The sequence below is a fragment of the Rhizobium sp. CBN3 genome (assembly GCF_030518245.1).
GTDB lineage: Bacteria > Pseudomonadota > Alphaproteobacteria > Rhizobiales > Rhizobiaceae > Rhizobium > Rhizobium aethiopicum_A.
Genome location: NZ_JAULSE010000013.1, coordinates 57,553 through 74,581 on the forward strand (window position 1 = coordinate 57,553; position 17,029 = coordinate 74,581).

The 17,029-nt window shown below is 60.4% G+C and carries 20 protein-coding genes; 14 read left to right on the forward strand and 6 right to left on the reverse strand.

Annotated elements, in window-relative coordinates:
* Positions 1 to 47: 47 nt before the first annotated feature.
* Both ppk2 and QWJ46_RS19995 read left to right on the forward strand, forming a co-directional pair.
* Entirely contained in the window at positions 48 to 962 is a 915-nt protein-coding gene (gene ppk2, locus QWJ46_RS19990; RefSeq protein ID WP_302753183.1) for a polyphosphate kinase 2, read from the forward strand.
* Between the two features lie 157 nt (positions 963 to 1,119).
* Positions 1,120 to 1,311: a hypothetical protein gene (locus QWJ46_RS19995; RefSeq protein WP_302753184.1), complete on the forward strand. Its 192-nt coding sequence runs from the start codon at positions 1,120 to 1,122 to the stop codon at positions 1,309 to 1,311.
* Positions 1,312 to 1,432: 121 nt separating this feature from the next.
* Here the strand turns inward: QWJ46_RS19995 and QWJ46_RS20000 are convergent, their stop codons facing one another.
* Complete coding sequence (locus tag QWJ46_RS20000) at positions 1,433 to 2,308, reverse strand: aldo/keto reductase family oxidoreductase (protein WP_302753185.1); 876 nt, start codon at positions 2,306 to 2,308, stop codon at positions 1,433 to 1,435.
* A 96-nt stretch (positions 2,309 to 2,404) separates the two neighbouring features.
* On the opposite strand from QWJ46_RS20000, the gene QWJ46_RS20005 reads away from it, so the two are divergent.
* Positions 2,405 to 3,316, forward strand: a complete 912-nt coding sequence (locus QWJ46_RS20005) for a LysR substrate-binding domain-containing protein (protein ID WP_302753186.1) — start codon at positions 2,405 to 2,407, stop codon at positions 3,314 to 3,316.
* A 49-nt stretch (positions 3,317 to 3,365) separates the two neighbouring features.
* Here the strand turns inward: QWJ46_RS20005 and QWJ46_RS20010 are convergent, their stop codons facing one another.
* From QWJ46_RS20010 to rpsU, 4 genes are all read right to left on the reverse strand, one after another.
* Positions 3,366 to 3,845 (reverse strand): pyridoxamine 5'-phosphate oxidase family protein, encoded by a 480-nt coding sequence (locus tag QWJ46_RS20010; protein WP_302753187.1) that lies wholly within the window; start codon positions 3,843 to 3,845, stop codon positions 3,366 to 3,368.
* A 61-nt stretch (positions 3,846 to 3,906) separates the two neighbouring features.
* On the reverse strand, positions 3,907 to 4,476 hold the full coding sequence (locus QWJ46_RS20015) for an alpha-ketoglutarate-dependent dioxygenase AlkB (protein WP_302753188.1): 570 nt from the start codon (positions 4,474 to 4,476) through the stop codon (positions 3,907 to 3,909).
* Between the two features lie 19 nt (positions 4,477 to 4,495).
* Entirely contained in the window at positions 4,496 to 4,690 is a 195-nt protein-coding gene (locus tag QWJ46_RS20020) for a hypothetical protein (RefSeq protein WP_302753189.1), read from the reverse strand.
* Positions 4,691 to 4,736: 46 nt separating this feature from the next.
* Positions 4,737 to 4,970 carry a 30S ribosomal protein S21 gene (rpsU, locus tag QWJ46_RS20025; RefSeq protein WP_302753190.1) on the reverse strand — a complete coding sequence of 78 codons (234 nt, stop codon included), beginning with the start codon at positions 4,968 to 4,970 and terminating at the stop codon, positions 4,737 to 4,739.
* 598 nt (positions 4,971 to 5,568) lie between these two features.
* On the opposite strand from rpsU, the gene QWJ46_RS20030 reads away from it, so the two are divergent.
* The 6 genes from QWJ46_RS20030 (at position 5,569) to QWJ46_RS20055 (ending at position 10,314) form a co-directional block, all read left to right on the forward strand.
* A complete protein-coding gene (locus QWJ46_RS20030) occupies positions 5,569 to 6,285 on the forward strand; it encodes an Ig-like domain-containing protein (protein WP_302753192.1) in 717 nt (238 codons plus the stop codon).
* Between the two features lie 160 nt (positions 6,286 to 6,445).
* A complete protein-coding gene (locus QWJ46_RS20035; protein ID WP_302753193.1) occupies positions 6,446 to 6,634 on the forward strand; it encodes a hypothetical protein in 189 nt (62 codons plus the stop codon).
* 255 nt (positions 6,635 to 6,889) lie between these two features.
* Positions 6,890 to 7,066, forward strand: coding sequence for a hypothetical protein (locus QWJ46_RS20040; protein WP_302753195.1), 177 nt, complete (start codon positions 6,890 to 6,892; stop codon positions 7,064 to 7,066).
* A complete protein-coding gene (locus tag QWJ46_RS20045; protein WP_302753197.1) occupies positions 7,045 to 8,541 on the forward strand; it encodes a DUF4173 domain-containing protein in 1,497 nt (498 codons plus the stop codon). Before QWJ46_RS20040 ends, QWJ46_RS20045 begins: the two co-directional genes overlap by 22 nt.
* Before the next feature lie 46 nt (positions 8,542 to 8,587).
* Positions 8,588 to 9,292 (forward strand): response regulator transcription factor, encoded by a 705-nt coding sequence (locus QWJ46_RS20050; RefSeq protein WP_302753199.1) that lies wholly within the window; start codon positions 8,588 to 8,590, stop codon positions 9,290 to 9,292.
* Positions 9,292 to 10,314, forward strand: coding sequence for a sensor histidine kinase KdpD (locus tag QWJ46_RS20055; protein WP_302753201.1), 1,023 nt, complete (start codon positions 9,292 to 9,294; stop codon positions 10,312 to 10,314). The genes QWJ46_RS20050 and QWJ46_RS20055 overlap by 1 nt, the downstream gene beginning before the upstream one ends.
* Before the next feature lie 13 nt (positions 10,315 to 10,327).
* Here the strand turns inward: QWJ46_RS20055 and QWJ46_RS20060 are convergent, their stop codons facing one another.
* Positions 10,328 to 10,966, reverse strand: a complete 639-nt coding sequence (locus QWJ46_RS20060; RefSeq protein ID WP_210633501.1) for a TetR/AcrR family transcriptional regulator — start codon at positions 10,964 to 10,966, stop codon at positions 10,328 to 10,330.
* Between the two features lie 280 nt (positions 10,967 to 11,246).
* Here QWJ46_RS20060 and QWJ46_RS20065 point away from each other — a divergent pair, with 280 nt between their 5' ends.
* The 5 genes from QWJ46_RS20065 (at position 11,247) to QWJ46_RS20085 (ending at position 17,025) form a co-directional block, all read left to right on the forward strand.
* Entirely contained in the window at positions 11,247 to 11,810 is a 564-nt protein-coding gene (locus tag QWJ46_RS20065) for a TRAP transporter small permease (protein WP_302753203.1), read from the forward strand.
* A 10-nt stretch (positions 11,811 to 11,820) separates the two neighbouring features.
* Positions 11,821 to 13,101, forward strand: a complete 1,281-nt coding sequence (locus tag QWJ46_RS20070; protein WP_302753205.1) for a TRAP transporter large permease subunit — start codon at positions 11,821 to 11,823, stop codon at positions 13,099 to 13,101.
* 68 nt (positions 13,102 to 13,169) lie between these two features.
* The gene (locus tag QWJ46_RS20075) at positions 13,170 to 14,186 is read left to right on the forward strand and encodes a TRAP transporter substrate-binding protein (protein ID WP_302753206.1); all 1,017 of its coding nucleotides are present in this window, start codon (positions 13,170 to 13,172) and stop codon (positions 14,184 to 14,186) included.
* A 65-nt stretch (positions 14,187 to 14,251) separates the two neighbouring features.
* The gene (locus QWJ46_RS20080) at positions 14,252 to 15,112 is read left to right on the forward strand and encodes a shikimate dehydrogenase (RefSeq protein WP_302753208.1); all 861 of its coding nucleotides are present in this window, start codon (positions 14,252 to 14,254) and stop codon (positions 15,110 to 15,112) included.
* Positions 15,113 to 15,135: 23 nt separating this feature from the next.
* Positions 15,136 to 17,025, forward strand: a complete 1,890-nt coding sequence (locus QWJ46_RS20085) for a bifunctional sugar phosphate isomerase/epimerase/4-hydroxyphenylpyruvate dioxygenase family protein (protein ID WP_302753210.1) — start codon at positions 15,136 to 15,138, stop codon at positions 17,023 to 17,025.
* Positions 17,026 to 17,029: the final 4 nt, after the last annotated feature.

The following is a 17,029-nucleotide window of genomic DNA, read 5'->3' on the forward strand; positions in this document are numbered from 1 at the left end:
AACTTTGCAGTGACATGCTCCTGTCAAATGAGCAGGAAGGGAAAGCCATGTCTAAAACACATCAGGACCAGCTCAGCCGGATAAAGGCCGAAATCGCCGACAGCTTCGATGAGGAGCTGGAAATGCAGTTGGAGGAAGACCGGCTGGACGATCTGGTCGTCGAAGGAATGACGGAACCGGCGGAGCAGACGCTCGATCGAAAGATCTATTTCCGCGAACTGTTCCGGCTGCAGCATGAGCTGGTGCGGCTGCAAGATTGGGTCCAGTACAAGCAACTGAAAGTGGTGGTGCTTTTCGAAGGCCGGGATTCGGCCGGCAAGGGCGGCGCGATCAAGCGCGTGACCCAAAGGCTCAACCCGCGCGTCTGCCGAACCGTGGCACTGCCTGCGCCGACCGAACGGGAGCGCCATCAATGGTATTTCCAGCGTTATGTCCCGCATCTTCCCACCGCCGGCGAGATCGTGCTCTTCGACCGCAGCTGGTACAACCGTGCCGGCGTCGAGCGCGTGATGGGGTTCTGCACCCCTGACGAACTCGAGGAGTTCTTCCGCTCGGTGCCCGAATTCGAACGGATGCTCGTCCGTTCCGGCATCGTGCTGATCAAATACTGGTTCTCGATCACCGATGAGGAACAGGAATTCCGCTTCAAGATGCGCATCCACGATCCGCTGAAGCAATGGAAGCTTTCGCCGATGGACATGGAAAGCCGCATCCACTGGGAGGAATATACCAAGGCCAAGGAAGAAATGCTGGCGCGCACACACACCAAGGAGGCGCCCTGGTGGGTGGTGCAGGCCGTCGACAAGAAGCGGGCGCGGCTCAACTGCATCGCCCATCTTCTTGAGCAGGTTCCCTACGAGGATGTGCCGAAGCCTGAGATTCAGCTGCCGGATCGTATCCGTCATGCCGACTACATCAGGGCGCCGGTTCCGCCTGAAATGCTCGTACCGGAGCGCTATTGAAAGCATAGCTGCAACAAGTCGGATGCCGAAGCGTTGAAACCCAGACCGCATGGTCACTGGACCGTGCGGTCAATGCGTGTTTCCCAACGGCCGCATCGTGAAGTATAAAGACGGGCGTCCCATCGGCCGATAATACGGAGATGACAGGAGGTTGGTCATGTCGGGCTTTTGGAGATTAATCGTTCAGGAGATTGTGCTCTCGGCGATTCTGGCGGCCGGCACTGTTATCGGCCTTCCCAAGCTTACCGATCCGAACACCAGTGCCAATTATCCGTTGGCAATCGTGGTTTTTCTGGCGATGTCAGGGGCCTTGGTGGCTTATGAGCTTCTGACACGGAAGCCATCCTGATGCTCTCGTTTACCGGCCCGTTGGCGCAGCCAGCGGCCGACCGAGAGATTGCGCTACCACGTCCGGCAAGATCGCCACGCCGCGCGAGAACACGGCGTAACGATCGCACCGCCGGCAGCTGTCAGGCCGCGATGTCAGCCATATGGTTCAACTCCTCGACGGCATCATCCGGCAGCGCCAATCCGGCAGCGGCGAGATTCTCCCTGAGATGGCCAAGCGACGAGGTGCCCGGGATCAGCAGGATATTGGGTGCGCGGCGCAACAGCCAGGCGAGCGCCACCTGCATCGGCGTGGCGCCGAGGCGCGCGGCGACATTGGAGAGCGTGGACGATTGCAGCGGCGTAAATCCGCCGAGCGGGAAAAACGGCACATAGGCGGTGCCCTGACGGGCGAGATCGTCGATCAGCCGGTCGTCGTTCCGATGCGCCAGATTGTACTGGTTTTGCACACAGACGATCTCGGTGATCCCGCGGCCTTCGGCGACCTGTTTCGATGTGGCGTTGCTTAAGCCTAGGTGATGGATCAGACCCTGCCGCTGCAGGTCAGCCAGAACCGTCAGGGGTGCTTCTATCGAGCCTTCGGCCGGGCTATGCAGGTTAAATGCGATCCGGAGGTTGACGACGTCAAGCACATCGAGGCCGAGGTTGCGAAGATTGTCGTGAACCGCCTGCGTCAGTTCCTGGCGCGAGAAGGCCGGAATCCAGGATCCATCCGTGCCGCGCCGTGCGCCGACCTTGGTGACGATGACGAGATCGTCCCCATAGGGATGGAGCGCTTCACGGATGATCTGGTTGGTTACGTGTGGGCCATAGAAATCGCTGGTATCGATGTGGTTTACACCGCTTGCGATCGCCTCGCGCAGCACCGCCAGGGCGGCGTCATGATCCCGGGGTGGGCCGAACACGCCAGTCCCGGCAAGCTGCATCGCGCCATAACCAAGTCGTCTCACCTTGCGGTCGCCGATATTGAATGTGCCGGACTGATTTATGATGGACATGATCTCGCTCCTTTCAAGAGATGAGACCAACTTACTCCTTGGCGGTGCGTGTGATAATTGGGTACAATGCGCACGGGCCGTGCGGAGTGGCGAACAGTGAAAGCAGACCTGAGTGACCTCAACGCCTTCGTTGCAGTGGCGCGGGCGGGTGGCTTTCGCGAGGCAGCGCGTGCCAGTGGCAGCAGCGCCTCCTTCTTGAGCGAAGCGGTGCGTCGCCTGGAGGCCGATCTCGAGGTCAGACTCCTCAATCGCACGACGCGTAGCGTCGTTACGACCGAAGCGGGCAAGGGTCTGCTGGAGCGGCTCGCCCCTGCTTTGACGGAGGTGGAGGCCGCGCTCGACGTGGTCAACCGTTTTCGCGACAGGCCGGCTGGTTCGCTGCGGCTCAATGTTCCGGTCAGCGCTGCGCGGCTGGTGCTGCCCGCTATCGTCCCGCCATTCCTCGCCGCCTATCCCGACATTCGCCTGGAGATCGTCGCCGAGGAGAGCTTTGTCGACGTGCTCGCTGCCGGGTGTGACGCCGGCATCCGTTATGACGAGCGCCTGGAGCAGGATATGATCGCGATTCCGATCGGTCCGCGCCACCAGCGCTTTGCCACTGCGGCGTCGCCTGCTTATCTCGACCGCCACGGGCGGCCGCAACATCCGAGTGAACTCCTCGATCATGCCTGCTTGTTGGGGCGTTTTGCCAGCGGTGCGCTGACCACCCCATGGGAATATGAGCGCGACGGCGAGGTGGTGCGGGTCGAACCGACCGGCCCGTTGATTGTCAGGGTCGGCGGGGCGACCGATCTTTCCGTCGACGCGGCGATAGCGGGCATAGGAATCATCTGCATTTTCGAAGACTGGCTGCGCCCGCATTTCGACAGCGGCGCACTTGAGCCTATTCTCGAGCCGTGGTGGCAGCGCTTTTCCGGGCCGTTCCTCTATTATCCCGGCCGGCGTCTGGTGCCTGCGCCGCTCAGGGCATTCATCGATTTCGTCAAGGCGTCGGCCAACCGGGCTTGACGTCGGTTGGCGAGCGGCATGCCTTCGGCCTCAGTTGAGCGCCGGTCCGTCAGAGCGTGACCTCGGCATTGTCGCCCATGTCAGGTTTGCTGTTTGTGACCGCTGCGGCCGCCATTTTGATATAGCTGATGATGGTGCCGGGGCTGTCCCAATATTCAGCCGAAGACGGGGTGACCTTGAGGATGCGGATGGAGGGATCGTCGGGATTGTCCCACCAGGCCTTTGCCGGAGTGGCCCACAATTCACGGATCTTCTCGCGATCGTTCTGCACCTCGGCCGCCCCCGATACGGAAACATATTTCTGTGCCTTGGTGTCGGCAAAGGCCAGGCAGACGCCCGGCCAGCGGGCGACCTCGTCATCCTTGTGACTGGCGAGATCAGTCAGAAAATAGACCGCGTTTTCAAGTTGCGCGCTGTAGGCGGACATCGGCCGGGGGCGCAGATTGTCGCCATTGCGGGTCGTCAACATGCAGAACCCTATTCTGTCGATCAACTCCCATACGCGTGTCGCGTCATCCTGCTCGGCCATCGTCATCTCCATTTGTGCGAAAGACGGAGTAACCATCTGCTGGAGCCGATGTTCCCGCGGTTTACGTGGCCAATTCCCGGAAGGTGATTGAATAACGCAGTCGATCGACAGGCGGGATGGAATGCTCCCAGAGCGTTCTTGAGGCCCCGGCCATGAGATAGGCAGAGCCGGGTTCAAGCACGAGCGATCGTCGCTGCCACTTGTCGCCGTTCCGGCGCCTCAGCCTGAAGGTGCAGGACGAAAGCAGGGATATGCCGACGACCCGGCCGAACACGGATTTATCCTTGTGCCAGCCGATCGGCGCGCCGGCGGCGTATTCCGTCACGAGAGCATGTTCCAGCGCCTCCGGCACGATATCCGCGAAGCGTGCGGCGACCTCGCGAATGAGGAGCAGCGATGAGGGTATTTCCTCTGCTTTTCTCATGCGCTGACTCTCGAAATCGTATCTCCAGCCGAAGGAGACGGTCCTGCGTTTGCCTTCGAACCCATGAAAGTCGAAGGCTTTGAACGGCAGGACAGGTATTGCTTCGAGAAGCGAGCGCTGCAGATCGGCGGGCACAATATCCCGCGAATATCGGAAACCCTCGGGAAAGCCGTCGTCGGCCCCGCCAAAGAGATCCTTCTGTGCCATCAAGGTCACCGCTCGTTCCTCAATGCACGCTCGGGGTTTCCATGACCATCGCGAAATCTTCTGCGACCAATTCGCTGACTGCTATGAGAATTTCCTCCCGTGAAAAGCCCGATGTCAGTGCGCGCTGGATCAACTCCTGCAAATCCGGCTCCACGACATCACGGCAATCCGCGAGGCGTTCCTCCGAAATGGTGAGGCTATTCAATTCGTCCATTGTCTATCCTTTCGGCAAATGTAACCGCTGAGGCCGGGGCAGGATTCTAACGCGCGGCCGTCTGCTTGCGCCCGACCAACAGCCCTTCGCGCTGCATCTTCTTGCGTGCAGCCTTTCGCTGCCGGCTGATCGCCTGCGCCTTTTCCCGGACGCGGCGTTCGGACGGTTTCTCATAGGCGCGCCGTTCCTTCATTTCGCGAAACAGCCCTTCGCGCTGCATTTTCTTCTTCAAGGCCCTGAGGGCCTGATCGACATTGTTGTCTCTGACGAGTACCTGCATGTCGGATTCTCCTTGTTGGATGAGTGTCGATCGTCTTTCAGCCGAACTGCGCGGCGATCGGCGTCTACATTCGCTGCGGCTAAAGAGGCTGAAATGCCTGGCCTACGGCCGCAATCGCAGTCGCTGTGTTTCGTCGCTCAAAAAGAAATCCTCTGCCGGCCGCGGCCGGATTCATCGTTTGTTGCTGGGATTGCCCATAGCGCGCGCGGATGACGCCCACCGCCGATCCTTGACGTTCTTTGACGAGTCGGCACTGCTTGAGTGACCGATGGGATCGGGTTCGGCTCTAAAAATAGGTGGCGGCGATGGGGATTGCAATGGTGTGCGGGCACCATAAAGCAGCACCAGAAAAACGCCGCCGTACCTAGTCGCCCCAGAAGTTCCTTCAAGTTTACCGCGTGTAAATTGTTCTAAATTGCTTCAAATTTGATTGAAGCGGCGTACGTAATGGTCGTTTTATGAAGCGACGACACACGTTATAGGTGAATTTTAACCTTTCGTTAAATAACCCGTTGACTTGAAGTATTAATAAGTTGTTAAAGAAGCCGCTCTCAAGAGGTCAAGTTGGCCCGTTAATATACAATTTCAGGAGAAACTAATGGCTTCGCCGATTCACGCAACTGATGATAGTGCAACATTTCAAGAAACTGACGTAATTTCCGGAAATCTGCTTTCCAACGATTCGTCCGATAACGGTCACCTGTTCCTGCGCGCCTTTGACGGTGCCAGCGTTGGTGCTAAGGGGGGCATGAGCCAGGTCACCGAAATTCAGGGTGAGTACGGCACGTTCTTCGTCAAGCCGGACGGCAGCTATACCTATGTTCTGAGCGATGCTGCCAAGATCGGCTTCACCAACGGCGAACTGCTCCAGGAGAAGGTATCGTACAAGATCTCCGACGGCAGCGGTCACACCGATGTCGGCCTTTTCACGCTGAACATACAGGGCGTTACCCAAAAGCCGATCGCTGTCGACGATACCTACAGTTTCACGGAAGGCAGCCCCATCGCCGGCAACGTTCTGGACAACGACATTGCCGGCGACAACGGCAAGCTGTTTCTCCGTCAGTTCCTGAGCACGAAGGTGGACTCCAAGGCTGATGCCGTCACCGATGTTCAGGGCACCTACGGCATGTTCCACGTCAAGGCCGACGGCTCGTTCACCTATGATCTGACGAGCGATCTTAACGATGGTCAGACCTACACGGAAGTTCTCCGTTACTACAAGATCTCCGACGGCGAAGGCCATACGGACACTGCCCTGGTGACGCTCAACATCACCGGCACGGACGCTCATCCCGACGGCGTCGGTGTTTGATCGGCAGCAATAGATCAGTGAGACAAGAGGCCCGCCGCGCAATCGGCGGGCTTTTTGTATATGCGCCGCTGTTGGAGCAAGGGGTTGCAAAACTAGCTATTTTTAGCTAGTTCTTATATAGGAGAGGCCGTCGTAGTCTCGATGGTCGGAGGACACGCCCTTGACCGAACACATCGAACCCAAACAAATCGAAACGGACGATCTAACGAAAATCTGGTCTGTCACCGAGTTCTGCGCTCGTCATCGGATAGATGTCGAGGAGCAAGCGTTGTTGCTCAAACTCTTCGGGCCATTCGCGACAGCCTGCGAGTTGCTCCATAATGCCAGGCGTGCGCCTCGATACCGATGAGGTCCTCGCTCGCCGACCGGCGATATTCCCCGCTTCCTTAGTTGATCTCGACTTGCCATCCCCGAAACCGGCAGAAGGACCACCTGATCGGGTGACGTTCGTTGTCGTGCTCCCGAGGGATAGGTGAATTCCCATCCGCCGTCACGTCCGCTGTGAGCTGGAGCGACCCTCCATGACTTTCCGGATCGGACAATCTCCTGAATTGCTCCTCACTCTCTGCACAAAATCTGCAATCCGGCGCGGCATCTTCCCGCCATGAGCAAAAACGATATCCCGCCGCGCCTCACATCGCCCACCTTGCCGGATCGCCTGCGCAAGGACGGGTGGTGGCTGACCGAGGTTCCTATCGAGGCAAGGTTGGGAAATACGCTCATTGTGATTGAAAATCGGCATCCGCAAGAGGAGCACCAATGGACACAGCAGACATCTTGACACAACCGATGCCCATCAGGCGCGGCAGCGGCCGGGTCGCCGCACTCCTTGCGCTGGTGGCGCTTGCCGACTTTCTGATCTTTGGCCACGCGCCCGGGATCAATCTTTTCCTCTTTGCTGTTGCGGTCTGCGTCGGCGTTCCGTTCTCGGCGCGCAGGCAGCCATCGCCTTCGAGGGCGGCTCTTCTCGTGGGCTTTCTGGTCCTGGCTGCGGCTCCCCTGCTGGAAGCGCCTTCACTCACGGGCCTTGCCTTTTGCATCGGCGCGCTGATGTTGGTTGCTCTCATCAGCGCCAAGCTCATGCCTCGCCGGCCAACCGCGCTGCCTCTGGTATTTTGCCGTTTCGCACTTGTCATTCCCTTGCGACTTGGCGGGGATATCAGGAAATATCTTGCGACACCGGGTAAACATCTATCCCTAACCGGCGTTCAGCAGAGCATTGCCCTCTGGATCATGCCTCTCGTTCTTGCCGCGGTCTTCGTGTCTCTCTTTGCGGCTGCGAACCCGCTTATCGAGATCGCGTTGCGGAGCATCGATTTCGGCATTCTGCTGCAGTTCCTCGACCCTTGGCGGATCGGCTTCTGGTTGATGACCGCCATCGTGGTTTGGGCGATGCTGCGGCCGCGTTTGAAGCGGCGTGGTGCGCGGTCGCAGGCCGGCAGGACGTTCATGATCGTGCCCTCCAGAAATGCGCCGCTCGGCCACGCCTCGCTGCTGCGGTCGCTCGTTCTGTTCAATGCCGTCTTTGCCGTGCAGACACTCCTCGATCTCGTCTATCTCTGGGGCGGCGCGGATCTGCCCGATCACATGAGCCATGCTGAATATGCACATCGTGGCGCCTATCCCCTGATTGCCACCGCGCTTCTGGCCGCCGGCTTTGTCCTCGTTGCCATGCGGCGCGGCGGGCCCGGCGATTATAGTCCGCTCATTCGCGGCCTTGTCCACGCTTGGATTGCCCAGAATGTCCTCCTCTGCCTGTCGTCGATGCTGCGGCTCGGGCTTTACGTCGAAGCTTATTCGCTGACCGAACTGCGTGTCGCCGCCGGTCTCTGGATGGGGCTCGTCGCCATCGGCCTCGTCCTGATCCTGCTGCGCATTCTGCTCAACCGATCCAACCAGTGGCTGATCGCCGCCAACCTCGCCTCCCTCGTCACGGTCCTCTACATCAGCGCCTTCATCGATTTCACGGCTTTCATCGCCCGCTTCAATGTCTACCATAGCCAGGAGATCACCCAGGAAGGCCCGCCGCTCGACCTTGCTTATCTCTCCTCGCTCGGCCCCTCCGTCATTCCGGCGCTCGATCTTTATCTCAGCATGCTCCCGGAACACCTGATCGACCGGAGGAGCGAAGCGGTGACAGTTCGGTACTACCTCGCCAGGAATTTCGGAATGCGCCGGAGTGACTGGCGGAACTGGACCTTCCGGGCGGCGCGGCTGGAGAGCTATCTTCTGGCCCCTGCAGCCATTGCAAGATAGGACGAGAACGATAACAACAGGCACGACAACCAGTACAGGACCGGTGATGGCGCCCCGCATTCTCGTCGTCGATGACGAGCCTCATATCCGCGATGTGATTTGCTTTGCTCTCGATCGTGCCGACTTGGCATCGATGGCGGCCCGCAACGGCACCGAGGCGATGGCGGCCTTCCGCCGCGGCAACATCGATCTGATCATTCTCGACATCGGTATGCCCGGTATGGACGGTCTGGAAGTCTGCCGTCAGATCCGCACGACGTCAGGATTGCCGATTCTGTTTCTGTCGGCGCGCGACGAGGAGATTGACAGGATATTGGGGCTCGAAATCGGCGGGGACGACTATGTGACGAAGCCTTTCAGCCCGCGTGAACTCGTGGCGCGGGTGAAGGCGATCCTGAAGCGCAGTGGCAGTGAAGCGGGGCCTGACAGGCGCCACGCCACGCTCATCGCCGGCGAGCTCAGCCTGGATCGCGCCGGCAGGACCGTTATGTTCGGCAAGTGCGCTATTGCGATGACGGCGCTCGAATTCGCCATCCTGGACGCATTGCTGTCACGGCCCGGTATGGTTTTCAGCCGCGAGCAATTGATGGAGGCGGCCTACGGCGCCGGCACCTATGTCGCCGATCGCACGATCGACAGCCATATCCGCAATATCAGGGCCAAATTCGCTGCCGCCGGCGGCTCCGGGGTCATCGCAACGGTTCACGGCATCGGCTTCAAGCTCGGCGGTGAAATCGGGAGGAAGGCGTGATGCCGGCGCCGAAGGTCAGGGTGAAATGGCGGCCGCCGCTGGCGCTGATCGTCTACGCGGTGCTTCTCACGGCGATGGCGCTGCCTGTCCTGATCGTCATCTGGTTTCGCGCCACCGAGGCGAGCGCGAACCGGATGGAGCCGGTGGAGATCATCGCCCTCGTCGTCGTCCTCGTGCTGACGCTCGCCGTCGCCTATGTGCTGACGCGCACCATCACCGGTCCCGTCGACGCCCTGATCGCCCGGACGGATGAGATCGCCCGCGGCGGCAAGGCAGCAATCCGTCCGCTTGAAAGCTATGGGACGCGGGAGATCGCCGTGTTGTCGCAGAGTTTCCTCGATCTCGCGGGAAAACTGGTCGACCGCACCGAATATGTCCGCTCCTTTGCCGCACATGTGTCCCACGAATTGAAATCGCCGCTGACGGCCATTCGGGGCGCGGCGGAGCTTCTGCGCGATGATGATGCCGACAGGGCAATGACGAAGGCGCAACGCCTGCACTTTCTGGACAACATCGCCGCCGACGCTGTCCGTCTCGACGCCTTGCTGCAGCGGCTGAGGGAACTTGCGCAGGCGGAAATGCCGATGACCGGGGGCGGAAGCAGCATTGCAAGCGTCATGGCCCTACTGCGCCAGCGATTTCCCGCTCTTGATATCTCAGGGACAGGCGATACGGAGACATTGATTGCGCTTCCCGACGAGGCGGCCATCATCGTCTTCGCCAACCTTGCCGCTAACGCCCTTCAGCACGGCGCCGCGCTGCTTGAATTCACAGTGTCCGCCGACGCCCGAACGGCCCTCATTCTCGTCCGTGACGACGGCGGCGGTATTTCCGAGGCAAACCGCGACCGCATCTTTCAGCCGTTCTTCTCGACCCGCCGCGAAGAGGGCGGCACCGGCATGGGGCTCGGCATCGTCCATGCCATGCTCAGCTCCCACGGCGGCACGATTCATCTTCGGCAGACGACCGGCGCCGGCGCCGAATTCGAGATTGCGATACCCTTGCTTTCCCAGCGCGGCTGAGGAGACCGCGCCGTCAGCTTTTCAGATAGCTGACGACGGCATCGGCGATCATTCCGCGATGGCGTTCGATGGTGTCACCGTCCGATAGGTTGCGCCGGAAGATCGTGCCGAACGTGTAGCGGTTCGAGACGCGGAAGAAGCAGAAGGCGCTGATCATCATATGGATGTCGATCGGGTCGGCCTTCCGCCGGAAAACGCCCTGGTCGAAGCCGCGCTGCAAAATGCCGGCGATGGTTTCGATGACCGAGACGTTGAGATCGCGGATCGCCTCGGAGCGAAGCATATGGGCGGCATGATGGATGTTCTCGATGCTGACGAGACGGACGAAATCGGGATTGGCCTCGTCGTGATCGAAGGTCGTTGAAATCAGCGTCCGCAACGCCTCTTCCGGCTCAAGATTGGACAGATGCAGATCGGATTCCAGCGAGCGTATCTTGCGGTAGGACTGCTCGAGGACGGCAAGATAGAGCCCTTCCTTGCTGCCGAAATAATAATAGATCATCCGCTTCGAGGTGCGCGTCTTCTCGGCGATCGCGTCGACGCGGGCGCCGGCAAGCCCATGGGTGGAGAATTCCTCGGTTGCGACGAGGAGGATATCTTCCTTCGTCTGCTGTGGATCGTTCTTTCGGCCGTTTTCGCCCCGTTCCGCCATGAGCCTGATTGCCGATCCTCTAACTTATTGTCATGCCTAAGGAATTCAGACTGTGGGCGGCGTTCGACGCGAACGTCTCCATCTGTCTTTCCGTCAGTCTTATTCACCTTGGCCGCATGTTTCAATAGATGACACTTGACATACGAACTAGTTAGTACATTTTGGAGGCGCGACAATGGAGGAATTGATCGCGACCGCAATTGTTCGGTCACGGCACGCTTTCGCATGTCTGACGGATGGTCGGCGGACGGCCTGAACAAGGCCGGGCTTGGAGGAGCGAATGACCCGTATTATCGACTTTTATTTCTTCGCACTGAAAGCGACGATCGCCCTGTTGCTGGCGGGCATGGTCGTCCTCGTCTTCGGGAACGTCGTATTGCGTTATGCCTTCAACCAAGGCATTACCTCGTCGGAAGAGCTGTCGCGCATCTTCTTCATATGGCTGACTTTCCTCGGCGCGGTGGTGGCAATGCGCGAGCATGCCCATCTCGGCGTCGACTCCCTCATCATCCGCCTCCCGAAACCCCTCGCCAAGCTCGCCGTGCTACTCGGCTATGGAATGATGCTGGTCGCCACCTGGCTGATGATCAGCGGCAGCTGGGCCCAGACGCTGATCAACCTTCACGTCTCGGCCCCGGCGACCGGAATTTCGATGGGCGTCTTCTACGGCGCGGGGCTCGCCTTTGGCGTGCCGGCCTTTTTCATCCTTCTCTGGGACGCTTTTGCCATCGTGACCGACCGCATCGACGTGACGACCGCTGAACTCGTGCGTGACAGCGAGGAACAGGCGGCACTCGAAGATCCCGCGCAGACGGCCTTCCCCGTTCTGAAGCCGAAACACTGAGGAGCGCGTCATGACCGTCACGATCTTCCTCGGCGCTCTTCTTGGTCCCATGGCTCTCGGGGTGCCGATCGCCTTTGCCCTCATCATTACAGGCGTGGCGCTGATGATGTATCTCGGCATGTTCGATGCGCAGATCGTCGCGCAGAACGTGCTGAACGGCGCCGACAGCTTTCCGCTGATGGCCGTGCCCTTTTTCCTTCTCGCCGGCGAAGTGATGAATACCGGCGGCCTTTCACGCCGCATCGTCAATCTCGCCATGGCCATGGTCGGCCATATCAGGGGCGGCCTCGGCTTCGTCGCCATCTTCGCGGCCTGTGTGCTGTCGAGCCTTTCGGGCTCGGCCGTGGCCGACGCGGCCGCCCTCGGCGCCCTGCTCTTTCCGATGATGCTGAAATCGGGCCATGATCCGGCCCGCGCCGGCGGTCTGCTTGCTTCCGCCTCTATCATCGGCCCGATCATCCCGCCCTCGATCGGTTTCATCCTTTATGGCGTCATCGGCGGGGTTTCGATCACCAAACTGTTCCTGGCGGGTATCTTCCCGGGCCTGATGATCGGCGCGGCCCTTTGCGTCACCTGGCTGATCGTGGCGCGCAAGGAGCAGTTCGCCCTTCCACCGAAGCAAAGCAGGGCGGTGCGGATGAAGGCATTCGCCGAGAGCATCTGGGCGCTGATGCTTCCCCTGATCATCATCTTCGGCCTGAAATTCGGCGTGTTCACGCCGACCGAAGCCGGCGTCGTCGCGGCTGTCTATTCGCTCTTCGTATCGATGGTCGTCTATCGGGAACTGCCGCCGTCGCGGCTGTTCGAGGTCTTCGTCGCGGCCGCGAAAATCACCTCGGTGGTGATGTTCCTGGTTGCCTGCGCCGCCGTTTCGGCCTGGCTGATCACCGTCGCCGACGTGCCCGGCGAACTCGCCGCTCTCGTCGAACCGCTGATGGATAATCAGACACTGCTGCTGTTTGCCATCATGGTGCTGATCGTCGTCGTCGGTACCGCCATGGACATGACGCCGACGATCCTAGTCATGACGCCGGTGTTGATGCCCATCATCAAGCAGGCGGGAATCGATCCGGTCTATTTCGGCGTGCTGTTCATCATCAATAATTCGATCGGGCTGATAACGCCGCCGGTCGGCACGGTGCTTAACGTCATCTGCGGCGTGTCGAAGCTTTCGATGGAGGATCTGATGAAGGGCGTCATTCCCTTCATGATCGCCGAACTGATCGTTCTGTTTCTGCTCGTCCTTTTTCCCACACTGGTGACCGCGCCGGTCGCCTGGTTCGGGCACTGACTTCGCCTGCGGCGATGGAATTTCAACATGGCCGGAGGGAGATGCCGGCCTCATCCTGGGAGGAAAACATGCTGACTAGACTGACGAAACTGGCTCTGGGGCTGGCCCTGCCGATTGCTCTCCTGGCAAGCGGCCCTGCCATGGCCGAAATCCGCGAACACAGCCTCAAATTCGCCGCTGCCAACAATAAGGGCCATCCCCAGGTCATGGGCATGGAGAAGTTTGCCGAGCTGATGAAGGAAAAGAGCGGCGGCAAGATCGAGGTCAAGCTGTTTCCGGGCGGTGTGCTCGGCGGCGACGTCCAGACGGTGTCGGCGCTGCAGGGCGGCGTGATCGAGATGACGGTGCTCAACGCCGGTATTCTCGCCAGCAACGTCAAGCAGTTCGGCGCTGTCGACCTGCCCTTCCTTTTCAACAGCGGCGAAGAGGCCGACAAGGTGATGGACGGCGCGTTCGGCACCGACCTGATGAAGCTCCTGCCCGATAATGGCCTCGTTGGTCTCGGCTATTGGGAGCTCGGCTTCCGCAATCTCACCAACAACCGACATCCCGTCACCAAGCTCGAGGATATCAAAGGCCTGAAGATTCGCACGATCCAGTCGCCGATCCCGATCGAACTCTTCAACAGCCTCGGGGCCAACGCCGTCCCGCTGCCCTATACGGAACTCTATACAGCGCTCGAGACCGGCACGGTCGACGGCCAGGAGAACCCGGCCGCCAACATTATCAACGCCAAATTCTTCGAAGTGCAGAAGTACATGACGATCACCCGTCACCAGTACAATCCGCAGATCGTGCTCATCAGCAAGAAGTTCTGGGACGGCCTGAACGATGAGGAAAAGGCAGTCTTCCAGTCGGCCGCGACGGAAGCCCGCGACTATCAGCGCAAGGTGTCCAGAGAAAAGGATGCCAACGCGATCGCGGAAATCAAGAAGACCGGCATGGAAGTCGCCGAACTCAGCCCGGAAGAGACGCAGAAGCTGCGCGACGCCGTCAAGCCGCTGATCGACAATTTCACGGCTGAGATCGGCGCGGAGACCGTCACACAGCTCTTCAAGGAGCTCGACACGGTTCGCGGCAAGTAAGCGGATCAGGGCCCACAGCGATCCTGCGGGCCTTTCCCATCACGAGAGAAACGGGGAACTGGCGTATGGCCGAGACACTCTTGAAACCGTTGAAGGCCGGGCTGATCGGCTCCGCCATCCAGGCTTCGCTGACGCCTGCCATGCACATGGAGGAAGGTGCGGCGCAGGGGCTGGATTACGATTATGAGCTGATCGATCTCGTCAAGCTGAATGCCTCGCCTGCCGATCTTCCACGGCTGGTCGCGGATGCCGAAGCCCGTGGTCTTGCCGGCCTCAACATCACCCATCCCTGCAAGCAGCTCGTCATTGCGCTGCTCGACGAACTGTCGCCAGAAGCCCGGGCGCTTGGCGCCGTCAATACCGTCGTGCTGAAGGACAACAAGCGCTTCGGGCATAATACCGACTGGTGGGGCTTCGCCGAGAGCTTCCGGCGCGGGCTGCCGCAGGCCGATCTTTCCTCGGCCGTGCAGCTTGGAGCGGGCGGAGCGGGTGTCGCAACCGCCTATGCGATCCTGACGCTTGGCCTGAAGAGACTGACGGTCTTCGATCGCGAGCATGAGCGCGCCGTCGATCTGGCGGAAACGATGTCCGCGCTCTTTCCCGATGCGTCGATCACCGCCGGCAACGACCTTGAAGCCGCGATGACGGATGCATCCGGGCTCATTCATGCGACGCCGACCGGCATGGCCAAATATCCCGGCACGCCGCTTCCGCCCGAACTCCTGGAAAGGCGGCATTGGGTCGCCGAAGTCGTCTACTTCCCCCTGGAGACCGAGCTGCTGCAGCAGGCGAGGCAGCGCGGTTGCCGGACGCTCGATGGTGGCGGCATGGCGGTCTTGCAGGCGGTCGGCGCCTTTCGCCTGATTACCGGCAGGGAACCCGATGCCGCTCGCATGCTCGCCCATTTCAAGACCATGACGACTTAACGTTCTCGCAAGGACCACTCCCGATGAAGACATCGATTGCGACTGTTTCGCTGAGCGGCGACCTCCGCGACAAGCTGGAGGCGATCGCCAAGGCCGGCTTCGACGGGGTGGAGATCTTCGAGAACGATTTCCTGGTCTTCGACGAAAGCCCGAAGGAGGTCGGCCGGATCGTGCGCGATCTCGGCATGGAGATTACGCTCTTTCAGCCGTTCCGCGATTTCGAAGGCATGCCCGAGCCGCTGCGCAGCCGCACCTTCGATCGGGCCGAGCGCAAATTCGACCTCATGCAGGAAATGGGCACCGACCTCGTCCTCGTCTGTTCGAACGTTTCGCCGGCTTCGCTCGGTGGTCTGGACCGGGCGGCGGCCGATTTTCATGAACTCGGCGAACGCGCCGCCAAACGCGGTCTGCGCGTCGGCTACGAAGCGCTTGCCTGGGGCCGCCACATTCATGATCACCGCGACGCCTGGGAGATCGTCCGGCGGGCCGATCATCCGAAAGTCGGCCTGATCCTCGACAGCTTTCATACCCTGTCGCGCAAGATCGACGTGAACTCGATCCGGTCGATCCCGAAGGAGAAGATCTTCATCATCCAGCTTGCCGACGCGCCGTCGATCGATATGGACCTGCTCTATTGGAGCCGACACTTTCGCAACATGCCGGGTGAAGGCGACTTGCCGGTGCTCGACTTCATGAAGGCTGTCGCTGCAACCGGCTATGAAGGCTATCTCTCGCTTGAGATCTTCAACGACCAGTTCCGCGGCGGTTCGCCGAGTGCGATCGCCGTCGACGGCCGCCGCTCGCTGATTTATCTCGGCGACCAAGTGAAGCGGCAGCAGCCGGAGAGCGCACTGCCGGTGCCTTCAATGCCGCCGCGCGCTGCCGTCGAGGGCATCGCTTTCATCGAGTTCACCGCCGACGAGGACGAAGCGCGGGAGCTCGAGGCGCTGTTTGCAAGCCTCGGTTTCCGGCAGGCGGCGAGACACAAGACCAAGCGCGTGACGGTCTTCCGCCAGGGCGCCATCAATCTCGTGATCAACACCGAGCCGAAGGGCTTTGCCAGCGCCTCTTATGCCGTGCACGGCACCTCGGCCTATGCCGCCGGCCTGATGGTCGATGATGCCGAGGCAGCCCTGCAGCGCGCCGTGGCGCTTGGCGCCGAGCGGTTTTCCCAATCGCTCGATGCCGGCGAGATCGAGATGCCGGCGATTCGCGGCGTCGGTGGCGGCATCCTCTATTTCCTCGACCGCAAGAGCGAGCTTGGCCGGATCTGGGAGATCGAATTCGATGGGCGCGACGACGATGAGCCCTGCCAGCCGGCCGGGCTGCAGTCGATCGATCATATGGCGCAGACGATGAAATACGAGGAGCTGCTGACCTGGCTGCTCTTCTATACCTCGCTCGTCGAAGCTGAGAAGACGCCGATGGTCGATATCGTCGATCCCTCCGGCATCGTCCGCAGCCAGGTGGTGGAGAATGCGGACGGGTCTTTACGCATCACCATGAACGGCGCGGAAAACCGCAACACGCTGGCCGGCAGCTTCATCGCGGAAACCTTCGGCTCCGGCATCCAGCATCTCGCCTTCAGGACCGACGACATCTTTGCCACCGCCGCTGCCCTTGCCACAAACGGCTTCGTGTCGCTTACGATTTCGCCGAACTATTATGACGATCTGGAAGCCCGCTTCGGCCTCGACGCCGAATTTGCCGATCGCCTCAAAGCCCACAACATCCTCTACGACCGGGATGATTACGGCGAATATTTCCAGCTTTACAGCCCGACCTATGGCGAGGGCCTGTTCTTCGAGATCGTCGAGCGGCGCGGCTATCGTGGTTATGGCGCCGCGAATGCTATTTTCAGGATTGCGGCACTGAGGAAACATCTGAGACCGGCTGGCCTGCCCCGCACCTGAGAGG

Coding starts and splice junctions, on each gene's coding strand:
- ppk2 (WP_302753183.1), top strand. CDS start 48: ATGTCTAAAACACATCAGGACCAGCTCAGCCGGATAAAGGCCGAAATC.
- QWJ46_RS19995 (WP_302753184.1), top strand. CDS start 1,120: ATGTCGGGCTTTTGGAGATTAATCGTTCAGGAGATTGTGCTCTCGGCG.
- QWJ46_RS20000 (WP_302753185.1), bottom strand. CDS start 2,308: ATGTCCATCATAAATCAGTCCGGCACATTCAATATCGGCGACCGCAAG.
- QWJ46_RS20010 (WP_302753187.1), bottom strand. CDS start 3,845: ATGGCCGAGCAGGATGACGCGACACGCGTATGGGAGTTGATCGACAGA.
- QWJ46_RS20015 (WP_302753188.1), bottom strand. CDS start 4,476: ATGGCACAGAAGGATCTCTTTGGCGGGGCCGACGACGGCTTTCCCGAG.
- QWJ46_RS20020 (WP_302753189.1), bottom strand. CDS start 4,690: ATGGACGAATTGAATAGCCTCACCATTTCGGAGGAACGCCTCGCGGAT.
- rpsU (WP_302753190.1), bottom strand. CDS start 4,970: ATGCAGGTACTCGTCAGAGACAACAATGTCGATCAGGCCCTCAGGGCC.
- QWJ46_RS20030 (WP_302753192.1), top strand. CDS start 5,569: ATGGCTTCGCCGATTCACGCAACTGATGATAGTGCAACATTTCAAGAA.
- QWJ46_RS20040 (WP_302753195.1), top strand. CDS start 6,890: ATGAGCAAAAACGATATCCCGCCGCGCCTCACATCGCCCACCTTGCCG.
- QWJ46_RS20045 (WP_302753197.1), top strand. CDS start 7,045: ATGGACACAGCAGACATCTTGACACAACCGATGCCCATCAGGCGCGGC.
- QWJ46_RS20050 (WP_302753199.1), top strand. CDS start 8,588: ATGGCGCCCCGCATTCTCGTCGTCGATGACGAGCCTCATATCCGCGAT.
- QWJ46_RS20055 (WP_302753201.1), top strand. CDS start 9,292: ATGCCGGCGCCGAAGGTCAGGGTGAAATGGCGGCCGCCGCTGGCGCTG.
- QWJ46_RS20060 (WP_210633501.1), bottom strand. CDS start 10,966: ATGGCGGAACGGGGCGAAAACGGCCGAAAGAACGATCCACAGCAGACG.
- QWJ46_RS20065 (WP_302753203.1), top strand. CDS start 11,247: ATGACCCGTATTATCGACTTTTATTTCTTCGCACTGAAAGCGACGATC.
- QWJ46_RS20070 (WP_302753205.1), top strand. CDS start 11,821: ATGACCGTCACGATCTTCCTCGGCGCTCTTCTTGGTCCCATGGCTCTC.
- QWJ46_RS20075 (WP_302753206.1), top strand. CDS start 13,170: ATGCTGACTAGACTGACGAAACTGGCTCTGGGGCTGGCCCTGCCGATT.
- QWJ46_RS20080 (WP_302753208.1), top strand. CDS start 14,252: ATGGCCGAGACACTCTTGAAACCGTTGAAGGCCGGGCTGATCGGCTCC.
- QWJ46_RS20085 (WP_302753210.1), top strand. CDS start 15,136: ATGAAGACATCGATTGCGACTGTTTCGCTGAGCGGCGACCTCCGCGAC.